The 17774-nt window shown below is 63.4% G+C and carries 19 protein-coding genes; 13 read left to right on the top strand and 6 right to left on the bottom strand.

Features of this window, described 5'->3' with window-relative positions; genetic code table 11:
• Nucleotides 1-5: 5 nt before the first annotated feature.
• The 4 genes from JQN66_RS05190 to JQN66_RS05200 form a co-directional block, all read right to left on the bottom strand.
• Complete coding sequence (locus JQN66_RS05190; RefSeq protein WP_204676917.1) at nt 6-689, bottom strand: fasciclin domain-containing protein; 684 nt, start codon at nt 687-689, stop codon at nt 6-8.
• A gap of 209 nt (nt 690-898) precedes the next feature.
• Nucleotides 899-1024: a putative transporter small subunit gene (locus tag JQN66_RS18465; protein WP_239464147.1), complete on the bottom strand. Its 126-nt coding sequence runs from the start codon at nt 1022-1024 to the stop codon at nt 899-901.
• Entirely contained in the window at nt 1025-2725 is a 1701-nt protein-coding gene (locus JQN66_RS05195; protein WP_239464148.1) for a sodium:solute symporter family protein, read from the bottom strand.
• 1227 nt (nt 2726-3952) lie between these two features.
• Nucleotides 3953-5074 (bottom strand): ScyD/ScyE family protein, encoded by a 1122-nt coding sequence (locus tag JQN66_RS05200; RefSeq protein ID WP_204676919.1) that lies wholly within the window; start codon nt 5072-5074, stop codon nt 3953-3955.
• A gap of 650 nt (nt 5075-5724) precedes the next feature.
• Between JQN66_RS05200 and truB the strand changes: the two genes are divergently transcribed.
• From truB to rpsO, 6 genes are all read left to right on the top strand, one after another.
• Nucleotides 5725-6579: a tRNA pseudouridine(55) synthase TruB gene (gene truB, locus JQN66_RS05205; protein WP_229777411.1), complete on the top strand. Its 855-nt coding sequence runs from the start codon at nt 5725-5727 to the stop codon at nt 6577-6579.
• Nucleotides 6580-6626: 47 nt separating this feature from the next.
• Nucleotides 6627-6980, top strand: a complete 354-nt coding sequence (locus tag JQN66_RS05210) for a hypothetical protein (RefSeq protein ID WP_239464191.1) — start codon at nt 6627-6629, stop codon at nt 6978-6980.
• Between the two features lie 10 nt (nt 6981-6990).
• A complete protein-coding gene (locus JQN66_RS05215) occupies nt 6991-7458 on the top strand; it encodes a hypothetical protein (protein WP_188949120.1) in 468 nt (155 codons plus the stop codon).
• A 66-nt stretch (nt 7459-7524) separates the two neighbouring features.
• Nucleotides 7525-8478 (top strand): bifunctional riboflavin kinase/FAD synthetase, encoded by a 954-nt coding sequence (locus tag JQN66_RS05220; protein ID WP_204676920.1) that lies wholly within the window; start codon nt 7525-7527, stop codon nt 8476-8478.
• 5 nt (nt 8479-8483) lie between these two features.
• Nucleotides 8484-9269 (top strand): class I SAM-dependent methyltransferase, encoded by a 786-nt coding sequence (locus JQN66_RS05225; protein WP_204676921.1) that lies wholly within the window; start codon nt 8484-8486, stop codon nt 9267-9269.
• 105 nt (nt 9270-9374) lie between these two features.
• Entirely contained in the window at nt 9375-9644 is a 270-nt protein-coding gene (rpsO, locus tag JQN66_RS05230; protein ID WP_188949123.1) for a 30S ribosomal protein S15, read from the top strand.
• A 73-nt stretch (nt 9645-9717) separates the two neighbouring features.
• Here rpsO and JQN66_RS05235 read toward each other — a convergent pair whose 3' ends face one another.
• A complete protein-coding gene (locus JQN66_RS05235; protein ID WP_204676922.1) occupies nt 9718-10458 on the bottom strand; it encodes a type 1 glutamine amidotransferase domain-containing protein in 741 nt (246 codons plus the stop codon).
• A 342-nt stretch (nt 10459-10800) separates the two neighbouring features.
• Between JQN66_RS05235 and JQN66_RS05240 the strand changes: the two genes are divergently transcribed.
• On the top strand, nt 10801-11346 hold the full coding sequence (locus tag JQN66_RS05240) for a DUF2127 domain-containing protein (protein ID WP_204676923.1): 546 nt from the start codon (nt 10801-10803) through the stop codon (nt 11344-11346).
• A 106-nt stretch (nt 11347-11452) separates the two neighbouring features.
• Nucleotides 11453-12550, top strand: a complete 1098-nt coding sequence (locus JQN66_RS05245) for a pyridoxal-phosphate-dependent aminotransferase family protein (protein ID WP_204676924.1) — start codon at nt 11453-11455, stop codon at nt 12548-12550.
• A gap of 106 nt (nt 12551-12656) precedes the next feature.
• Here the strand turns inward: JQN66_RS05245 and JQN66_RS05250 are convergent, their stop codons facing one another.
• Entirely contained in the window at nt 12657-13676 is a 1020-nt protein-coding gene (locus JQN66_RS05250) for a S66 family peptidase (RefSeq protein ID WP_204676925.1), read from the bottom strand.
• Between the two features lie 282 nt (nt 13677-13958).
• Between JQN66_RS05250 and JQN66_RS05255 the strand changes: the two genes are divergently transcribed.
• The 5 genes from JQN66_RS05255 to JQN66_RS05275 all read left to right on the top strand — a co-directional run bounded on the left by JQN66_RS05255 (nt 13959) and on the right by JQN66_RS05275 (nt 17666).
• Nucleotides 13959-14399, top strand: coding sequence for a DUF4282 domain-containing protein (locus JQN66_RS05255; RefSeq protein ID WP_188949129.1), 441 nt, complete (start codon nt 13959-13961; stop codon nt 14397-14399).
• 214 nt (nt 14400-14613) lie between these two features.
• The gene (locus tag JQN66_RS05260) at nt 14614-15357 is read left to right on the top strand and encodes an IclR family transcriptional regulator (protein WP_204676926.1); all 744 of its coding nucleotides are present in this window, start codon (nt 14614-14616) and stop codon (nt 15355-15357) included.
• Between the two features lie 78 nt (nt 15358-15435).
• Nucleotides 15436-16404, top strand: a complete 969-nt coding sequence (locus JQN66_RS05265) for a thiamine pyrophosphate-dependent dehydrogenase E1 component subunit alpha (RefSeq protein WP_239464149.1) — start codon at nt 15436-15438, stop codon at nt 16402-16404.
• Between the two features lie 12 nt (nt 16405-16416).
• Entirely contained in the window at nt 16417-17436 is a 1020-nt protein-coding gene (locus JQN66_RS05270; protein ID WP_204676928.1) for an alpha-ketoacid dehydrogenase subunit beta, read from the top strand.
• Complete coding sequence (locus JQN66_RS05275) at nt 17433-17666, top strand: biotin/lipoyl-containing protein (protein ID WP_204676929.1); 234 nt, start codon at nt 17433-17435, stop codon at nt 17664-17666. The genes JQN66_RS05270 and JQN66_RS05275 overlap by 4 nt, the downstream gene beginning before the upstream one ends.
• Nucleotides 17667-17774: the final 108 nt, after the last annotated feature.

Genomic DNA, 17774 nt, shown 5'->3' on the forward strand with positions numbered 1-17774 from the left:
CGCGGCTACTTGTCGGCCGGCGGCATCAGGACGGTGTCGACCAGGTAGACCACCGCGTTGGCGGTCTGGACTCCGCCGCAGACAACCTTGGCGTCATTGACCATCAGGTTGTCGCCGCTTCCGGTCACCTTCAGGTCCTGGCCTTCAACGGTGGTGTGAGTTCCTGCGATGTCTGCGGGCTGGATCTCCCCGGGAACCACGTGATAGGTGAGCACCTTGGTCAGCATGTCCGAATCCTTGACGACCGCGTTCAGATCCTTTTCCGGAATGGCCGCGAAGGCCTCGTCAACCGGTGCGAAGACCGTGAATTCGGCGCCGTTCAAGGTGTCGACCAGATCGACGTCCGGGTTCAGCTTTCCGGAGACCGCTTTGGTCAAGGTCTTCAGCAGCGGGTTGTTGGATGCCGCGACAGCGACCGGGTCCTTGGCCATTCCGGCGACCGAACCGTCGCCGCTCGGAACCGCTTCGGCATAGGCCGAACATCCCGAGCCGACCAGGCTCCCGGCCGGATCCATGCCGCTGTCGGCGGCTGGGCTGCTTTCGGCAGCCATGTCCGAGCTGGAAGCCGCGGGTGCGGATGAGCTCGATGATTCCGGGGTTCCGCTGTCCATTGAGCAGGCACTGAGCCCCAGCGCGGCAACCGCGATCAATCCCAGGGCTCCGGCGAACGTTTTCTGAGTGTGCTTCATGTCGTTCTCCCTCTGCGGCGACGGCGAGAACCGTCGCGGTGTCCCGTCCCGGAAGGGGCGGGCTTTCACAGGGTATTCGGGGCGCACCGCGTTGCGGATTGGAATGGATCGAAAATAATTTGAAAATGGTCCAAATGGGGCAGGTGCCGGTTCTTCCCTACAAAGTGAGGAACCGGCACCTGCGCGGTATTGCGGAGGGGGAGGAATACCTAGATCAGGTCCTCACCGCGGCGCTTGGCCTCGCGGACCTCGGAAATGAATCCCTTGCAGATGACGACGGCGACCACGGCCACGATCACCGGCCAGATAAGAACATAGAGGCTGAGGGCTAGCATTTATTCACGCTCCTGAACGGTGGTGGTGGTGTTCCCGCTGTCGGCAGAAGGCACGGCGACCGGCTGTTCTCCGGTGTCGAAGTCCCCAGCCCGCTCGGCGATGACCGAGAAGTCGAAGTTCTGCGTTGACTTGAAGGACATGAGATAGCAGATGATGGTACTGACCGAATAGGCGACGAGCGAGGCCGACAGTGTCGTGTAGTCGCGCAGGAATCCGAAGCAGAACGGTGCCGCGACCACGGTGGCGCCGATGCCGAGGACCAGCGCCGGGCGCAGGCCGAAGAAGCCGAAGGCCATCAGGCCCAGGACGATGCCGATGCCCAGGACGGCCAGCAGTTCGATCAGCACGGCGGTGACGCCGGTCATCGGGATCATGTCGAAGCGCACCGGAATGAACACCGCCAGCGCGGCGATGACGGAAACGGTAAAGGCCTTGTTGGTGACCTTCTTCCAGTAGAAGCTGGCGAGCACCGGGAAGACCAGCGCGCCCCACAAGGCGCCGACGAAGACAAGCAAGTCGAGGATGTTCATCTGCATGCTGGCCAATGCGACGGCCAGCGCGGTCGCGGCGACCATGGTCAGCCGTCCGACCAGCAGCATGGTTTTCGGGTTGGCCTTCTTCTTGCCTGCAATGTTCTGGCCGTAGATGTCGGCCATCATGATGGAAGACAGCGCGGACAGGTCGGAGTCGGCAGTCGAGGACAGCGCGCCGATGATCATGATGAAGAACAGCGCCAGCAGGATGCCCGGAAGGTAGCTTGCAGCCATTTCAGGGATGATGTTGTTCAGGTCCCCGCCGGTCGGCTCGAAGCCCAGGTACAGGGCCAGTACGCCGAGCATGCCGACGCCGATGACCATGGCGCCGTAGCCGATGGTTGCGGTGATGAATGTCGGCTTGATCAGGTCCTCGCGCACAGCGAACAGGCGCTGGGCGATCGTCTGGTTGCCGATGGCGTAGGCCAGGACCGCTGCGATGTATGGGGCGCCCTGGTTCAGGAAGGCCTCGGAGGAGAAGAAGTTCGACTGCTGCGCGGTGAGGTTCGACGCCCCGGTCTCGAAGGCTGCGGGGAATCCCGCCGCGAAGAAGATGAACGGCACGATGATTGCCACTGCGCCGAGCATGGCGATGACCTGCATGAAGTCGGTAAGCACCGAGGCTCGGAAGCCCGACCACAGGGTGTACAACAGCACACCGCCGGCCACGGCGAAAACGCCCTGGATGAAGTTGAAGGGGGAGAGCATGGAAATCAGCACGCCGCCAGCGATGAAGTTGGACATCAGCGAGATTACCGAGCCGACCACGTTGGAACCTGCCAGCATCAGCTGGCTGGAGCGGCCGTGACGGACATACATGACTTCTGCCAGCGTATGCGCCTTGGGAGCCACCTTGCGGATGCGTTTGCCGAAGGGGTAGATGAACAGGATCATCAGGGCGCCCCATAAGCCGTAGTGGATGGGGCCGCTGATTCCGTAGGTGTAGCCGGACGAGGCCGAGGCGTACATGGAAGAGGCCCAGATCCAGGTAGCGGTCATACTTGCCGCTGATATGCCGAAGCCGATTTTGTTGCCGGCGGTCATGTACCCGTCGGCGTTTTCATTCTTCTTACCGATACGGGTGGAAACGTAGAAAGTTCCGCCGTAAAACAAGACCAATAGAAGTACAACGGTCAGAGCGCTGAAACCGACTGTTTCCGGGTTCACACTCCACCTCCTTAGGATCGACGAGTTCGAGAATCGACACCTGGGCGGGACAGGGCCCGCCAAGGCGCATGGTTCTGCACGTCTCATCCCGCGCACTGCGATGGCGGGGTTCGATTAGCCGACGCACACAAGCCCTGTGGCCATTAATCACTCTCCGTCCTTTGCTCGGTTCATATCTTGCCTGGACCAGCCTATTTTTAAGCGCGCTGAGTCAGTTCGCAGTCGTGCTCTCGCTTGCCTTGCGAAGGCATAATGCTCGTTGAATGATCGATAATTCGATCCTGAATGAATCGAACGCGCCGAGCAAACAGTTCGGCGGCAAAATCACCATTCATCCTTGGCTCTGCCCCATTTGACGGCGAAATTCAAGCCAGTCAAAGAACCAGTCGATGATCCGCATCGTCGGGCAGGCGGCCGCTCTGCGTCTGCAGTTCACCGGAAAATAGGTGTTGTTGATCCTGCCGTGTCCGACTTGCGTCGTAGACCCGGCGGGATCATCGACTGCTTGAGCGTAGCATGAATCGCGGAACCCTGCTCAAATCGTTCCAGATTAGGACCTCTGATCAAGGATCGTTTTAGACCGTTTTGACATCAAATCCAATAACTCAAAAATGATGACTAATCGTTATACTGCGATGAAATTTAACGAAATGCAATATTCATTTATGGATGCATTTTTCTGTTTAATTGCCTAGTTTTTATGTCGGATCATCGGCGGAGAATTCGTCTCGGGCCGGCGTGGCAAACGGGTTTGTGGCGACGTGCACAGCAATGCCTGGCACGACCGCCGAGCGTCGTATTCCAACGCCAGGCCTTGACCGGTCGACTTGGAGGAAACACGGCTGGGTGTGGCCTTGCTGCACCAAATGGCCCGTGTTTCCCGAATTTGATCGAGAAGGGCAAGCCGCAGCTGCGCAGTTCTGCAGCTATGCCGCCCTGCTCAAGGCATTGATAGCAAGCGCCGCATCCGGGGGAACGCCGCCGCGGTAAAGAACACCGTCACTTTGCTCATGCCGCATGTCGGTGGGCGGACGCCGTCAAGGACTTGCCGCCCTGGCAAGGAGCAATGCCTCCGACAAGTTCCGGTGTTCACCAATGCCAGGTCTGCGGCGTGGGATTTCCCCATCGAGCGCTCGGTGCGCTGCCAGCAGGGATTCTTCGCCAGACAATAGAACTCCGTGCAGGTCTCCCCAGAGCCCTGCACGGATTCAATTCCCGTGGTTCACATTAGCGATGACCGTGGTGGCTGCGTCCCAACGTCGCAGTGACAATCGATCCGGATGGCACCAGCGCATTCGTGCTGACAGCGATCCGGTGCCCGCTGATTGCCACGTCGGAGGCCATCTGCGCAGGCAACACGTTGACCGCCTTGCCCTTGACGATCTTGGACACGCCTCCGCCGAACAGCTCGGTAACGAAGACGGTTCCGCGTTCATCCACTGCGACGCCGGTCGGCGCACTCAGGCCGCTGGCCACGACGTAGCTCCTCTTGCTATGGAGATTCATCTTGTAGACCTTGCCCTTGGACATGGATTCGCCCGGAGATCCCGGCAGCACGGTGTAGTACAGCCAGTCACCCCTCAGCGTGATGTCGGTGGGAACGGGCTGGGCCCAGTAGGTGCGTCCCATCATGCATTCCGGAACGGTCAGGCCGGCCTCCGCAGCTGCGGCGACGACTGCGTCATCGATCACCACGGGCTCGGCGGGGAGCAGCTTGAGCACGCTGGCCTTGCCACGAGCATCCACCTTCCACAGCGCGTTGCCGCCCGCGTCGCCCACGTAGACATTGCCGCGCGACACCGCGGTGGAATACGGATGGGAATAGACCTCGCCGGTGGACTGCAGCCACGGTGCCTGGTCCAGGCAGGTTTGCGGGGCATCGCGGACACCGTAGACGGTCTTTCCGTCCGGGTTGAGCTTGACTTCCCACTTGGTCATGTCGGTGATGGTCCGGGTCTTGCCGTGGTGGCTGATGGATTTGAGCAATGCCGGGCCGACGACTTCGGGATTTTCATCGGTGCCCGCCACGTTTTCAAAGTAGTACGTGGTGCCGTGCGAGTACGACACTGCACCGATTTCCTTGCCCGGCGCGGAAGCCAGAACCTTCTTGGTTCCGTCCGGTGCCACCGATGAAAGCATGCCTGCGAAGGACTCTGTGACCAGGATGCTGCCTCGGGGTCCATGCGCCACCTTCAACGGCCCGCCGAGGCCCTCGATCAGGGTTTCGACATTCTTCACCGTTGTCCGGGAGTCATGGTGGGATCCGCCTCCGGCTTGTGCCGGGGCGATATTCAACGTTGTTGCCAGAAGCGCCCCCGCAGCGACCGCTGCGAATGCACGGAATTTCATGGGGTGTTCCTTGCCTAGCTGGTGACTCGCGGTCCGATATGGGACCGCGCGAAGTGGATCTTCACCCGCAAGATCGCTGGAAGTCATCACACGGCAACGTACCCCTGATGGCGTACGGCCATGGGGAACAGGTTTTGATAGCCCCAAGAATTTTGCGAGTGAATGGAAGCCGTGCGAGGCGGCTCGCGGCGAAGCGCCCCAGTCACCTCGTCCCCAACAACACCGGCGTGAAAAGCCACGCAAGTGTTTAGATTCTAGGAGCGTAGCCGCCACCGGTCAATCGTTTCCCAACGGTAACCTGCGCCTCCGTCCAACAGGGAGCGGGAGGCAGCGACGGGTCACCGGAAGATCTGTCGTGAACAAATTTTTTGTTCACTTCGCACGCCGCGGACTGCTGCTTGGCAATTTCCGGCGGCGTGGAAGTCGCGCTGCGGCCGGCGGCGTGCCGGAGCGCTATCCGGCAGCGGAAATCCGCCCCGGAAATCCGCGGTCCGAGGGGCCAAGCGCGCACCGGTGATGGGATCGACCACATCTGCGCCCCAAACAGGTCATTGACCGGGGCAGCGCCTATACTGGAACGCGTGAGTAAAGCCGGGCAGAACACTGAAGAGCAGGCCTCTGGCCTCGTACTAGTCGATAAAGAACAGGGCATGACCTCCCACGATGTGGTCGGCCGCATCCGCCGACTGGCGGGCACCCGCAAGGTGGGCCATGCCGGAACGCTGGATCCCATGGCCACGGGCGTCCTGGTCATCGGCATCAACAAGGCAACCCGTTTGCTCACCTACATCGTCGGGCACGACAAGACCTATACGGCCACCATCCGCCTGGGCCAGAGCACCGTCACCGATGACGCCGAGGGAGACATCGTCTCCGAGCGCATCGCCGCCGCCGTGACCGATGAGGATATCGAACGCGAAGTGGCCAAGCTGCGCGGGGAGATCCAGCAGGTCCCCAGCCAGGTCTCCGCGATCAAGGTCGACGGCAAGCGCTCCTACGCCCGGGTTCGCGCCGGCGAGCAGGTGGAACTGAAGTCCCGCCCGGTCACGATCAAGCGCTTCGACATCCACGAGATCCGCCGCGAAAACGGCGGCAAGATCCTCGACGTTGACGTCACCGTCTCCTGCACCTCCGGAACCTACATCCGGGCGCTGGCCCGCGACCTGGGCGAAGCGCTGAACGTCGGCGGCCACCTGACCGCGCTGCGCCGCACCGAGGTCGGCCCGTACAAGATCAAGCTGACCCGCACCCTGGAGCAGCTGGCGCAGGAGTTCGAGATCCTGCCCCTGGAAAAGGCCGCCGCCGCGATCTTCCCGAACCGCACCGTGAGCGTCGACGAAGCCGTGGAGCTGTCCTTCGGGCGTCCCATCGCCGCGTCAGCCAAGACCATGGACGTTCCCGCAGGCGAGCCCGTCGCGGCTTTCGCGCCCAACGGCGTACTGGTGGCACTGTTGGAAGACAAGGGCGACAAGGCCCGCACCACGCTGGTATTCACCGCCAAGTAAGCTGCGGCCCAGCTCGTAATCCAGGGAGGATTGCCCTTTTGATTGTCATGAACGGCTTTTTCATTGCCGGCGCGATTGTCTGCGCGGTGGCGCTGCTTGTCGCGGTTATCGCCACGGCCATCCGCAGGCATCCCGACGACTGGGCCCTGGTCGGCGCGATCGCCACCGAGGTGTTCCTGATCGTCTACGGCATTGCCGCGGCCATCCGCCAGGCCGGGGGAGAGGCGGTGGCCGGAGACCCGATCGAATTCTGGGGCTATTTCATCACCGCGCTGATCATGCCGCCGATCGCGTTCTTCTGGGCGGTCAGCGAGAAAAGCCGCTGGTCAAACGCCGTGCTCGCGGCCTCGTCCCTGGTCACGTTCGTAATGTTGTTCCGCATGGAACAGATCTGGCAGTAGGAGCCATCACATGAGTCAGAAGCCACGCAATTCGCGCATCCTGCAGGCGGCCGAAGCCAAGAAATCCGCAGCCGGGCCCAAACCCAGCCGTACCACGGGTCTGGGCCGGGTCATCATCGCCGTCTACGGCATTCTCGCGCTGGCCGCGACGGTGCGTGCGGTCTACCAGATCGTGAGCAAGTTCGATGAAGCCCCGGAAGCCTACGTCCTTTCGCTGATCTCCGGCCTGATCTACTTCGTTGCGACCTTCTCGCTGTCCTCGGCCAAGCCGCATGCCTGGCTGGTGTCGCTGTGGGCGGTGAGCATCGAATTGGCCGGTGTGCTGGTGGTCGGCACGCTGTCGCTGACCCACCCGGAGATTTTCGCGCACCCGTCGGTATGGAGCGGTTTCGGCGAGGGCTATGGATACATCCCGCTGGTGCTCCCGATCGTCGGCCTGTGGTGGCTGTACCGTAATCGTAGTGAGCGTCACAGCTAAACCCGTGTAAGAATTGCTACGGCGGGTTTTTTGATCGGCCGAAGAAAGTACCCATAAAGGAGCAAAGTGCACTATTGGAAGGGCCTGGACGCAGTCCCCACAGACGTGGCTCCCACCGTTGTGACCATTGGTAACTTCGACGGGGTCCATCTGGGGCACTGCGAAGTCCTGGACGCCGTCGTTTCACTGGCGAAGCAGCGTGCGGCCAAATCGGTGGCCATCACCTTTGAACCCCACCCGGCACTGGTGCACCGCCCGGACAGCGCGCCGGAACTGATCATGGGTCTTGCCGACCGGGTGGACACCTTGGCCAGCGTGGGCCTGGATGCGGTCCTGATGATCCACTACACCCTGGAATTCGCAGACCAGAGCGCCGAAGAGTTCGTGAAGTCCATCATCGTGGACACGCTGCACGCCACGGCCGTCGTGGTGGGCCATGACGTGCGCTTTGGCCGCAACAACTCCGGCGACTTCGAATACATGCAGGAACTGGGCCGGAGGTACGGTTTCGACGTCATCGGCGTGGATGACGTGGGCGACAAGCGCCGCCTGTCCTCCACCTGGGTGCGCGAAGAGCTGGCCGCCGGCAATGTCGAAGCCGCCGCCTCGATCCTCGGCCGCCCGCACCGCATGCGCGGCGAAGTGGTCCACGGGGCCGCCCGCGGACGGGAACTCGGCTTCCCCACCGCAAACCTGTCCGCGGACGCTTCGGGCATCATTCCGGCCGACGGCGTGTATGCCGGCTGGCTGGTCGACGAGGCCGACGTGCGCTGGCCCGCCGCGATTTCGGTGGGTTCCAACCCGACCTTCGACGGCATCTCCCGCGTCGTGGAGGCCCATGTCATGGACCGTCCGGACGAGGGAGTCGAGGACTTCGACCTCTACGGCCAGCAGGTCGTCATCGAGTTCGTCTCCCACCTTCGTCCGATGGTCGCCTACCGCGGCATCGAGGCCTTGATCGACCAGATGGCCGAGGACGTCGAGCAGGCCCGCTCGGTTTTGGCCCTGGAGCAGCACTAGGCTCGATGGCTGAAATTCCCTCCCTGCCGCAGCGCGCCTTCACCGTCGATGCTGCGCGGCGCACCGAGCTGGCCTCCGCCTTCCAGAGCGGGGCGGACAGCTACGACAAGATCCGCCCGTCCTATCCGCCGCAGGCGCTGGACTTCGCGCTGCAGGCGCGGCCGCGAACCGCGGTGGACATCGGCTGCGGCTCCGGCATCTTCACCGAGCAGCTCGCGTCCCGCGGGCTGGAAGTCAGCGCGGTCGACCCATCGGCCGACATGCTCCGGGTGCTGGCCGAGCGCCTGCCGCAGGTGGCGCGCACCTGCGCCGCGGGAGAGGACACCGGGCTGCCGGAGAACGCTTTCGACCTGGTCAGCTATGCGCAGGCCTGGCACTGGGTGGACCATGCCAAGGCCAGCGCGGAAGCCGCGCGGCTGCTGCGCAACGACGGCTGGCTGACACTGCTGTGGAACCAGCTGAACGTCACCATTCCCTGGGTGCATCGGCTGGCGCGGATCATGCATGCCGGCGACGTCCACCGCCCAGAGCTGGAGCCGCCGCTCGGCGCCCAGTTCGAAAAGCCCGAACACGGCATCTGGCATTGGTCCATGGCGCTGGACTTCGCCGAGATCATCGAACTGACCAAATCCCGCAGCTACTATCGCCGATCAAGCGAGAACACTCGAACCAAGGTGGAGGGAAACCTCGCCTGGTACTGGCTGGATCATCTGGGCCACGCGGCCGGGGACAAGGTCCAGGTGCCCTATCTCACGCATGCCTGGAGGGCGCGCCGGCGCACCCGTCGATGATATGATTATTGACGGCCTTCGCTGCAGTCCGCGGTTGCGAGATGCCACCGCGAGCGTTTGACGCTCGCATCTGAATGAAACGCGGTCCAACTCTAGGAGTTTGTTATGGCACTGGATGCCGCAATCAAGAACGAGATCATCAAGGCTTACGCCACCCACGAGGGTGACACCGGTTCGCCTGAGGTTCAGATCGCCGTCATGTCCCGTCGTATTTCGGACCTGACCGAGCACCTGAAGATGCACAAGCATGACCACCACACCCGCCGTGGCCTGATGGCCCTGGTTGGTCGTCGTCGTCGTATGCTCGGCTACCTCAAGAACACCGACATCGAGCGCTACCGCGCGCTGATCGAGCGTCTGGGCCTGCGCAAGTAGTCTCCGGCTGTTCAGCCGAAACCCCCGGTTCCTTCTGGAACCGGGGGTTTTCGCATCCCAAGGGAGTCTCCGGCTACTCGGCGGGCTGGGCTGCGGTTTCAGCCGCGGCTTGGGCCTGCGCAGCGGCCTTCTCCTGATGGATCGCCTCGGCCAAGAGCTTCTCCATTTCCTTGGCCACGCCGCCGGCGGAGGCAGGGTTCTGCCCCGTCACGAGCCGGTCGGAGACCTGCACGTTCTCCTCGAAGTCGTCCGCTGCCACGTGGGTGGCTCCCTGCTCTTCCAAGCGGTCCGCCAGCAGGAACGGGACGATCTTTTCCTTGCCCACCGCGACTTCTTCGGAATTCGTGAAGGCGGCGACCTGTTTGCCCGTCAATAGCTTCATCCCGTGGTCGAGTTCCACATCAAGCAGCCCGGCCGGGCCGTGGCAGACCGCGCCAACGATGCCGCCCTTGAGGTAGATGCTGGAAATCAGCGCCTGCAGGCCCTCGTTGTCCGGGAAGTCCCACATGGTGCCGTGCCCGCCGACGAGGTAAACCGCGTCATACTGTTCCGGGTCGATGACTTCAACCCTGGCGGTGTTGTAGAGGCCCGCCCGGGTCGTCTCATCCTGGGTAAACGCCACCTGGATCGGGTCGGAAGAATCTACGGTGTCCTGTGGCGGCTGGCCTCCCTTGATGGAGGCGAAATCCACGAAATGCCCTGAGTCGCGGAAGACTTTCCACGGATGGGCTGCTTCGGCGACGTTGTAGCCGGTTGGCTCTCCAGTGTCGCCGAGTTCAGAAACGCTGGTAAGGACCATGAGGATTTTCTTCAAGGTGTACTCCTTTCGCTTTCGTGCTTCCAGCCTTGTCGATGGAAACGGAGGGTTCAAGGAAATGGAGGGACTTGCCAGTTAGGGCATTGGGCTTGATGGCCTATGCCCAGGGTTCGTGCCTGAATCTGATCAAAAAATTTGATCAGGAATTCCGCTCAGGAACTTCGTCCGAAACCAGTGGCGGGAATCTGATCAAAAAAATTGATCAAAAAAACGGTTCACCCGATGATTGGGCCGGGATCCTAGGTCGGGGAAATGCTCCAGCCTCGAAAATGTTCGGATTCGACGGACTCCGGGTGCGGATGTGCAAGAATCCGATTCATTGACGGTGCAGGAAACTGCGTGGGAGATGAGAGGGGCGTGGGAATGGCCGGACGACACCAGCGGCGTCCGCCGGTTCTCGAATGGATCTTTCGGGTCGCCCTGTTGTTCAAGGGACTCGACGGTATCTTGGAGATCGTCGGCGGCGTGCTGTTCCTCTTGTTCAACCCCGGCCAGCTGGATTCACTGGCCAAGATGCTCACACAGCATGAGCTGTCGGAGGACCCGGGGGATCTGATCGCAAACCTGCTGCTGCATGCCAGCGGTTCGCTCACCGTTTCCGGATATTGGTTCGCAGCCGCCTATCTTCTGCTCCACGGGGTGGTCAAAGTAGTCCTGGTGTGGGCGGTGCTGCTCGACAAGCTGTGGGCTTATCCGTGGATGATCGGGTTCCTGGCGATCTTCATCGGTTACCAGGCCTACACCCTTTTTACCGGCTTCAGCGCAGGGATGCTGCTGCTGACGTTGTTCGACGTGTTAATCCTCTGGCTCACGCTGCGCGAGTATCGGATCAAGCGCCGTCGAGGCCCGAAGAGCCCGGGGCCAAGTGCTGAGCTGGTTCCCTGACACCGGCGCAATTTTGTCATACGGAAGTTAACTTTCGTTTTAGTTTGGGTGTGCCGTTAGGCTTGAGGCACGTTCGAGCTTCACCGTGTCAAGAAAGCGAGCCGTCATGACCCAGCCAGTTCTCCAGCGCCAACTTTTCGGTCCTGGTCCCAGCAACCCGTATCCGGAAGCCACCGCGGCGCTGGGCCTGCCGCTACTCGGGCATCTTGATCCGGCATTCATTGCCCGCATGGACCGGGTCTGCGATTCGCTGCGCATCCTGTGGGGAACCTCCAATGCCCGCACCCTGCCGCTGAGCGCTACCGGATCCGCCGGCATGGAAGCCGCGTTCGTCAACACCATCAACCCGGGCGATGTAGCAGTGATCGCCGTCAACGGGCTGTTCGGCGAGCGCATGTGCGAGGTGGCCTCGCGCGTGGGCGCCGAGGTAGTCCGCGTGGACCACGACTACGGAACCCCGGTCGACGCACAGCGCGTGGCCGAGGCCCACTCGAATCCAACCGTCATTGCGGCAGTCCACGCAGAGACCAGTACCGGCGTGCTGTCCGACATTGCCGCGCTGGGTGCGATCAAGGGCGACGCCCTGCTGATCACCGACGCGGTGACCTCCATCGGCGGCATGCCGGTGCAGGCCGACGACTGGGGTATCGACGTGGGCTACGCCGGCACCCAGAAGTGCATCGGCGTGGCTCCGGGTCTGGCGCCTTTCACGATTTCGGACCGCGCCTTCGAGCGACGCGTGCAGAAGCCGCAGTCCTGGTATCTGGACCTCGGCCTGCTGGGCGGGTACACCACCGGTTCCACCGGCGGCGGCCGCACCTACCACCACACGGCCCCGGTGGCCATGGTCGCATCGCTGGAAGCCGGGCTGGACCGCATCCTCAGCGAAGGCCTTGATTCGGTCACCGCGCGCCACCAGTCCGCCGGCTCCGCTCTGCAGGACGGCCTGCAGGAAATGGGGCTGGAACTGTTCGCGGCCGAGGGCTACCGCCTGCCGCAGCTGACTACCGTCAAGGTCCCGGAGCACGTGGACTCCGCCAAGGTCCGCGGCTACCTTCTGGAGCGATTCAACATCGAGATCGGCGGCGGCGTGGGACAGTACGCCAACACCGTGTGGCGCATCGGCCTGATGGGCCCCAACGCCAACCCCGCCTCCGTGGCGCTGCTGCTGGCAGCACTGAAGGAAGCGATCGACAAGGCGTAGCTGCAACGCCGCCTTGCCGCGGCAATCACGCACAAGATGCTGACGGGCCGGCGCTCGCCGAAGGAATTCGGTGGGTGCCGGCCCGTTGCGCCTTTCCGGCTGGAAATCAGCCAGCAAGGCCCTCTGGCTCATGCGCGAAGTCCAGCCGGACGCTGCCGCCGGTGGTATCCAGTGCCGCCCAGCCTCCGATGGGCAATGTGAACATCGGGCTGGTATGCCCGAAATCCAGATTGGCGACAACCGGCACGGTGGACAGCATCGGATGCTTGGCGAGGACCTGTTCCAACAGCGAGCGGGTGATCTTGGATTCGAGCTGGAACCTGCCAAGGGCCAGGCCCCGGATCCTGGAAGCCTCCGGCATTTGCAGCAGCGAGGCGAGGCTTCGCGCGAACTCATCGACGTCCGCGGCGCAGTCGTCTTCGAGGAACAAGAACGCGCCAGCCAGCTGGGGCAGCAGCTCGCCGCCCTGCAGCAGCCGCAGCGTTCCGAGATTTCCGCCGATGACCCGGCCGGCCGCCTGCCCGGGATTCAGTACCCATGGGCCGTCAGTGTCATGCACGGTGCGGCGGTCCTGGTCCATGAACCACAGGTCGTCGGTGAACTGGGCGGCATGCTCAATGGACCACGATAGTTCGTGGGTGGCCTGCCGAAACCACCATCCGGTGGGTTCGAAATGGTCCCGCATCCCGAAGGATGACCAATGGGCGCCGACATAGGTGATCAGCCCGGTCTTCGCATAGATGGCGTTGGCGAGGACGGTGAAGTCCGAGTACCCGCAGAAGACCTTGGGATTGGCGGCGATCAGCTCCCAATCCAGGTAGGGCAGCAGCTCGTTGGCGTTGAATCCGCCGATGACGCTGATGATCCCGTCGACTCCCGGATCCGCGAACGCGGCGTGCAGGTCCGCCAGCCGGGAGGCAATGGGGGAGCTGTCGAAGTCGTCCAGCTCATCCACGTGCTCGCCGAATTGCAGCTGCAGGCCCATGCCGGCAAAGCGTTCGTTGATCCATTGCGTGTTGTCGTGTTCCATCACATAGGCACGCGAGCAGGACGGGGCGATGGCCCGCAGGGTGGCTCCGAGGACAAGCCTGCGGGCGATCTGCGGTGGCGGGGTCGAGGCTGTCATTTTCCCATCCTAGGCCTGCAGCCGGCCGGACGGGGTGCGGCGAAGACAGGGAAGGCAGTTTCCGGCGGGGCGTCATGGGACGGGGAAAGGACCTCGACCGGCTGCCCGCCGCAGGTCCGCCGGGGGAGCCCGGGACAACGCGCTGGAGCTGAACGAGCTCTGCCAGTTCCCGGGGCTTGGTGCAATTGATGGAAAATCCGAGTGAACTCTCTTATCAAGCGACGATTTGTTGGGTAGTCTCGGCATCATCATCCGCAGTGGCATGAGAAAGCAGGCAAAACAGTGAAAGCCCTTTTCGATTTCGACTTCAGGAAATTCATTACCCCGTCGATCATCAAGATCGTCTACATCTTGATTATGGTGTTGCTCGTCATCGGCTACCTCGTGTTCGTGATCGCCAGTTTCAGGGCCAATGGCGCCCTTGGATTCACGGTGCTGATCTTGGTCGGTCCGCTGTTCGTTCTCATCTATCTGGTGCTGGCGCGTGCAGGGCTTGAATCCCTGATCGCACAGATCCGCACCGCAGAAAACACCGCCGAGCTGGTTCGCCTGGCAGGCGGCACTCCACCAAGCGAGCAGGGTTCGTTCCAGATCAATCCGGCCCCGCCATCGGGACCGGCCGCTCCGCGAATGCCGAATCCAGGGCCTTCCGCACCCCGGCCTCCGGCGGGGCCGACTACGGAGGGCGGTCCCTCAGCGCCACCGAACCCGTACAAGCAGTAGACGGCAGGGCCCAACCACCGCCCCGGGCCAGTTGACGGCCCGGGGCGGTGGTGTACGCAAGTGCCTTCGCCAGAGGGCATTGCACTCTCCTGCGGGTCCTGCGCGGCCGATGGAATCGCGTCGGCTGGCGGGCAGACGGCTGGCAGCGTTTGGGTTATGATCTAAGACACTGGGCGCGGCCCCGCGATGCCGTGCGTCTTAGCGAGGAGGCGTGGTGTCACAGCCTACGTTGATCGGCTCGGTACAAAAGGCACTGAGGTTGTTGGAGGCGGTGGCTTCAAGCAGCACGATCGTGCCTGCCAAGAAATTGGCCCGGCTCACCGATCTGCCGCTTCCCACGACCTACCACCTCCTGCGTACCCTGGAATTCGAAGGCTACCTGTGCAAGGTGGACGGAGGATACCTGCTTGGCACGGCGGCAGTAGCCAGAACCCGGCCAGCGCGGCAGGAGCTCCTTGCGCGCGTCCGGCCCGTCCTGCGCTCCTTGAGCGAAGAATTGGGCGGCGCCACCTATCTGGCGGCATTCGAGGAGGGGGAGATCCGCCTGGTCGCGATTGCCGAGGAATCGGAGGCCCAGCGTGTAGACCTGTGGGTGGGGGTTCACGAGTCCGCCCATGCGACGGCGTTCGGCAAGGCAATCCTGGCCGGCATGGATCCAGCGCAACGCGATGACTACCTCAGCAGGCATGACCTGTACGATCTCACCCCGCACACGATCACGAGCAAGGCAGACCTCGCCCGCAGCCTGGCCAGCGGCGTCACGGTCTGGAGCGATGCAGAGGAATATCTGCTGGGTGTATCCTGCCTGGCGGTCTCGATTCCCAGCGAGGATTTGCTCGGGGCGGTTGCCGTGTCCCTGCCTTCGCGCCGAGCGGTTGCGGAGTCCGACGTGCAGAGCCTGCAACGGGCTGCACGCCGTCTGGGGGCATCGATGAGCAACGGGCTTATCACTATCTGAAATCCCCGCCCTTGAAGCGCCGAAGCGACTGGGCCCATCATGAACTCCTAGGCAACGGGAGGAACGATGGAACAAACGGTGCAACGCGACCTGTACCAGCAGATGGTGCTGATTCGCGCCTACGAAGAAGCGATCCTGCGCGAATACCATGCGGACAAGAAGCCCGTCTTTGACATCGGGGCCGGGCTGATCCCCGGTGAGATGCACCTTTCAGCCGGCCAGGAGCCCGTAGCCGCGGGGGTCTGCGCCCATTCGATTCCCGGCGACTCCGTCACCGCCACGCACCGCCCGCACCACTTCGCGTTGGCCCACGGCGTGGACATGAAGGCCATGACCGCGGAGATCTTCGGACGCGTGGACGGCCTGGGCCGCGGACGCGGCGGGCACATGCACCTGTTCGACCCCATGACGAAGTTCTCCTGTTCGGGAATCGTCGGCGAAGGACTGCCGGTGGCCGTGGGGCAGGCGCTGGCCTTCAGCCGGCGCGGCACGGGGAATGTCGCCATCGCGGTGGCCGGAGAGGGCGCGGCCAACCAGGGGGCTTTCCATGAAGCCCTGAACCTCGCCGCCGTCTGGAAGCTTCCGGTGCTGTTCGTCATCGAGGACAATGACTGGGGCATTTCGGTTCCCCGCTCCGCTGCCACCTCCGTTCCCTCCAACGCCACACGGGCGCAGGCCTACGGGATCCCCGGGGTGCGGGTCGAGGACAATGCCGTCGAAGCGGTCTACGCAGCGGCCGGTTCCGCTGTCGAACGGGCACGCAACGGCGGTGGACCGACATTGCTCGAGGTCCATACCTTGCGCCTCTGGGGGCATTTCGAAGGCGACGCCCAGGGGTACCGCGACGATCTGGAACAGGTTCCCGGCCGCGACCCCATCCCGGGATACGAGCAGCATCTGCGCTCCGCCGGAGTGCTGGATGACGCGGAGGTGGCGCGGATCCGCGGTGGGGCGGTCGAACTGGTCGAACAGGCCATCGACTTCGCCAAGAGCAGCCCCGAGCCGGACCCTTCCACCGTCGGAAACTACGTTTTCGCCCAGGCCTAGAGGAGCAGGAACATGAACAGCAATGCAGCGCCAACCCGCCGGCTGAACACGGCCAAGGCCATGGTGGAGGCCATCGCCAGGGAAATGGAACGCGACGAGGACGTGTTCGTCATGGGAGAAGACGTCGGCGCCTACGGCGGCATCTTCTCCTCGACCACCGGGCTGCTGGAGCGCTTCGGCCCCCAGCGGGTCATAGATACGCCGATATCCGAAACCGGTTTCATCGGGGCGGCCATCGGCGCGGCCACCGAGGGCATGAGGCCCATCGTGGAGCTCATGTTCGTCGACTTCTTCGGGGTCTGCATGGACCAGATCTACAACCACATGGCCAAGATCCACTACGAATCCGGCGGCAACGTGAAGGTGCCGCTGGTCTTGACCACAGCGGTCGGCGGCGGGTACTCGGACGGCGCCCAGCATTCGCAGTGCCTGTGGGGGACCTTCGCCCACCTGCCGGGCCTGAAGGTCGTGGTGCCCAGCAACCCGGCGGACGCGGCGGGGCTGATGACCGCAGCCATCCGTGACGACAACCCGGTGGTCTTCATGTTCCACAAGGGGGTGCAGGGACTGCCGTGGATGGCCAAGAACCGCCGCTCCATCGGCCCGGTGCCCGAAGGGGAACACGTGGTGCCGATCGGCAAGGCCGCCGTGGCGCGCGAGGGCAGGGACGTGAGCATCGTGACGCTGTCGGTGCACCATGCGCTGGATGTGGCCGAGGAGCTGGCCGCCGAGGGAGTCGACGTGGAAGTGCTGGACCTGCGCAGCCTGGTCCCGCTGGACACCGAGGCGATACTCGCCACCGTGGCCAAAACCGGACGCCTGGTCATCGTGGACGAGGACTACCAGTCCTTCGGGCTCTCCGGGGAGATCGCGGCCCGGATCGTCGAGCACGACCCGGGCCTGCTGACCGTGCCAATCCAGAGGGTTGCCAATCCGGACGTGCCGATACCCTATGCCCGTGCGCTGGAATACGCGGCGCTGCCCACGCCGGCGCGCATCAAGGCCGCGGTGCTCAAGGCGGTGGCACGATGACCGAGATCCTGTTTCCGGTCCTGTCCGAGAAGAACCCCGAAGCCGAAGGGACCGTCGCCACCTGGTTCGCCCCCGACGGCGCCGCAGTGGCCCGGGGCGAGCTGCTTGCGGAGGTCGCCGTGGACAAGGTGGACATGGAGATCACCGCCCCCGAAGCCGGGACCCTGACCCACCTGGCGGAGGAGGGAGCCATCGTCAAACAGCAAACGGTGATCGCGACCATCGGCTGACTCCCAGCGCCGATGCTCAGTTCATCGGCGGCCGCCGGACCGGCCCCCAACGGTTCCGCGGCCGCCGGTGCGCGCCCGGCGCCGAACCGTCGGTGCCGCCTCCTAGGC

Origin of the sequence: Glutamicibacter protophormiae, from assembly GCF_016894325.1 — a bacterium.
GTDB classification, from domain to species: domain Bacteria; phylum Actinomycetota; class Actinomycetes; order Actinomycetales; family Micrococcaceae; genus Glutamicibacter; species Glutamicibacter protophormiae.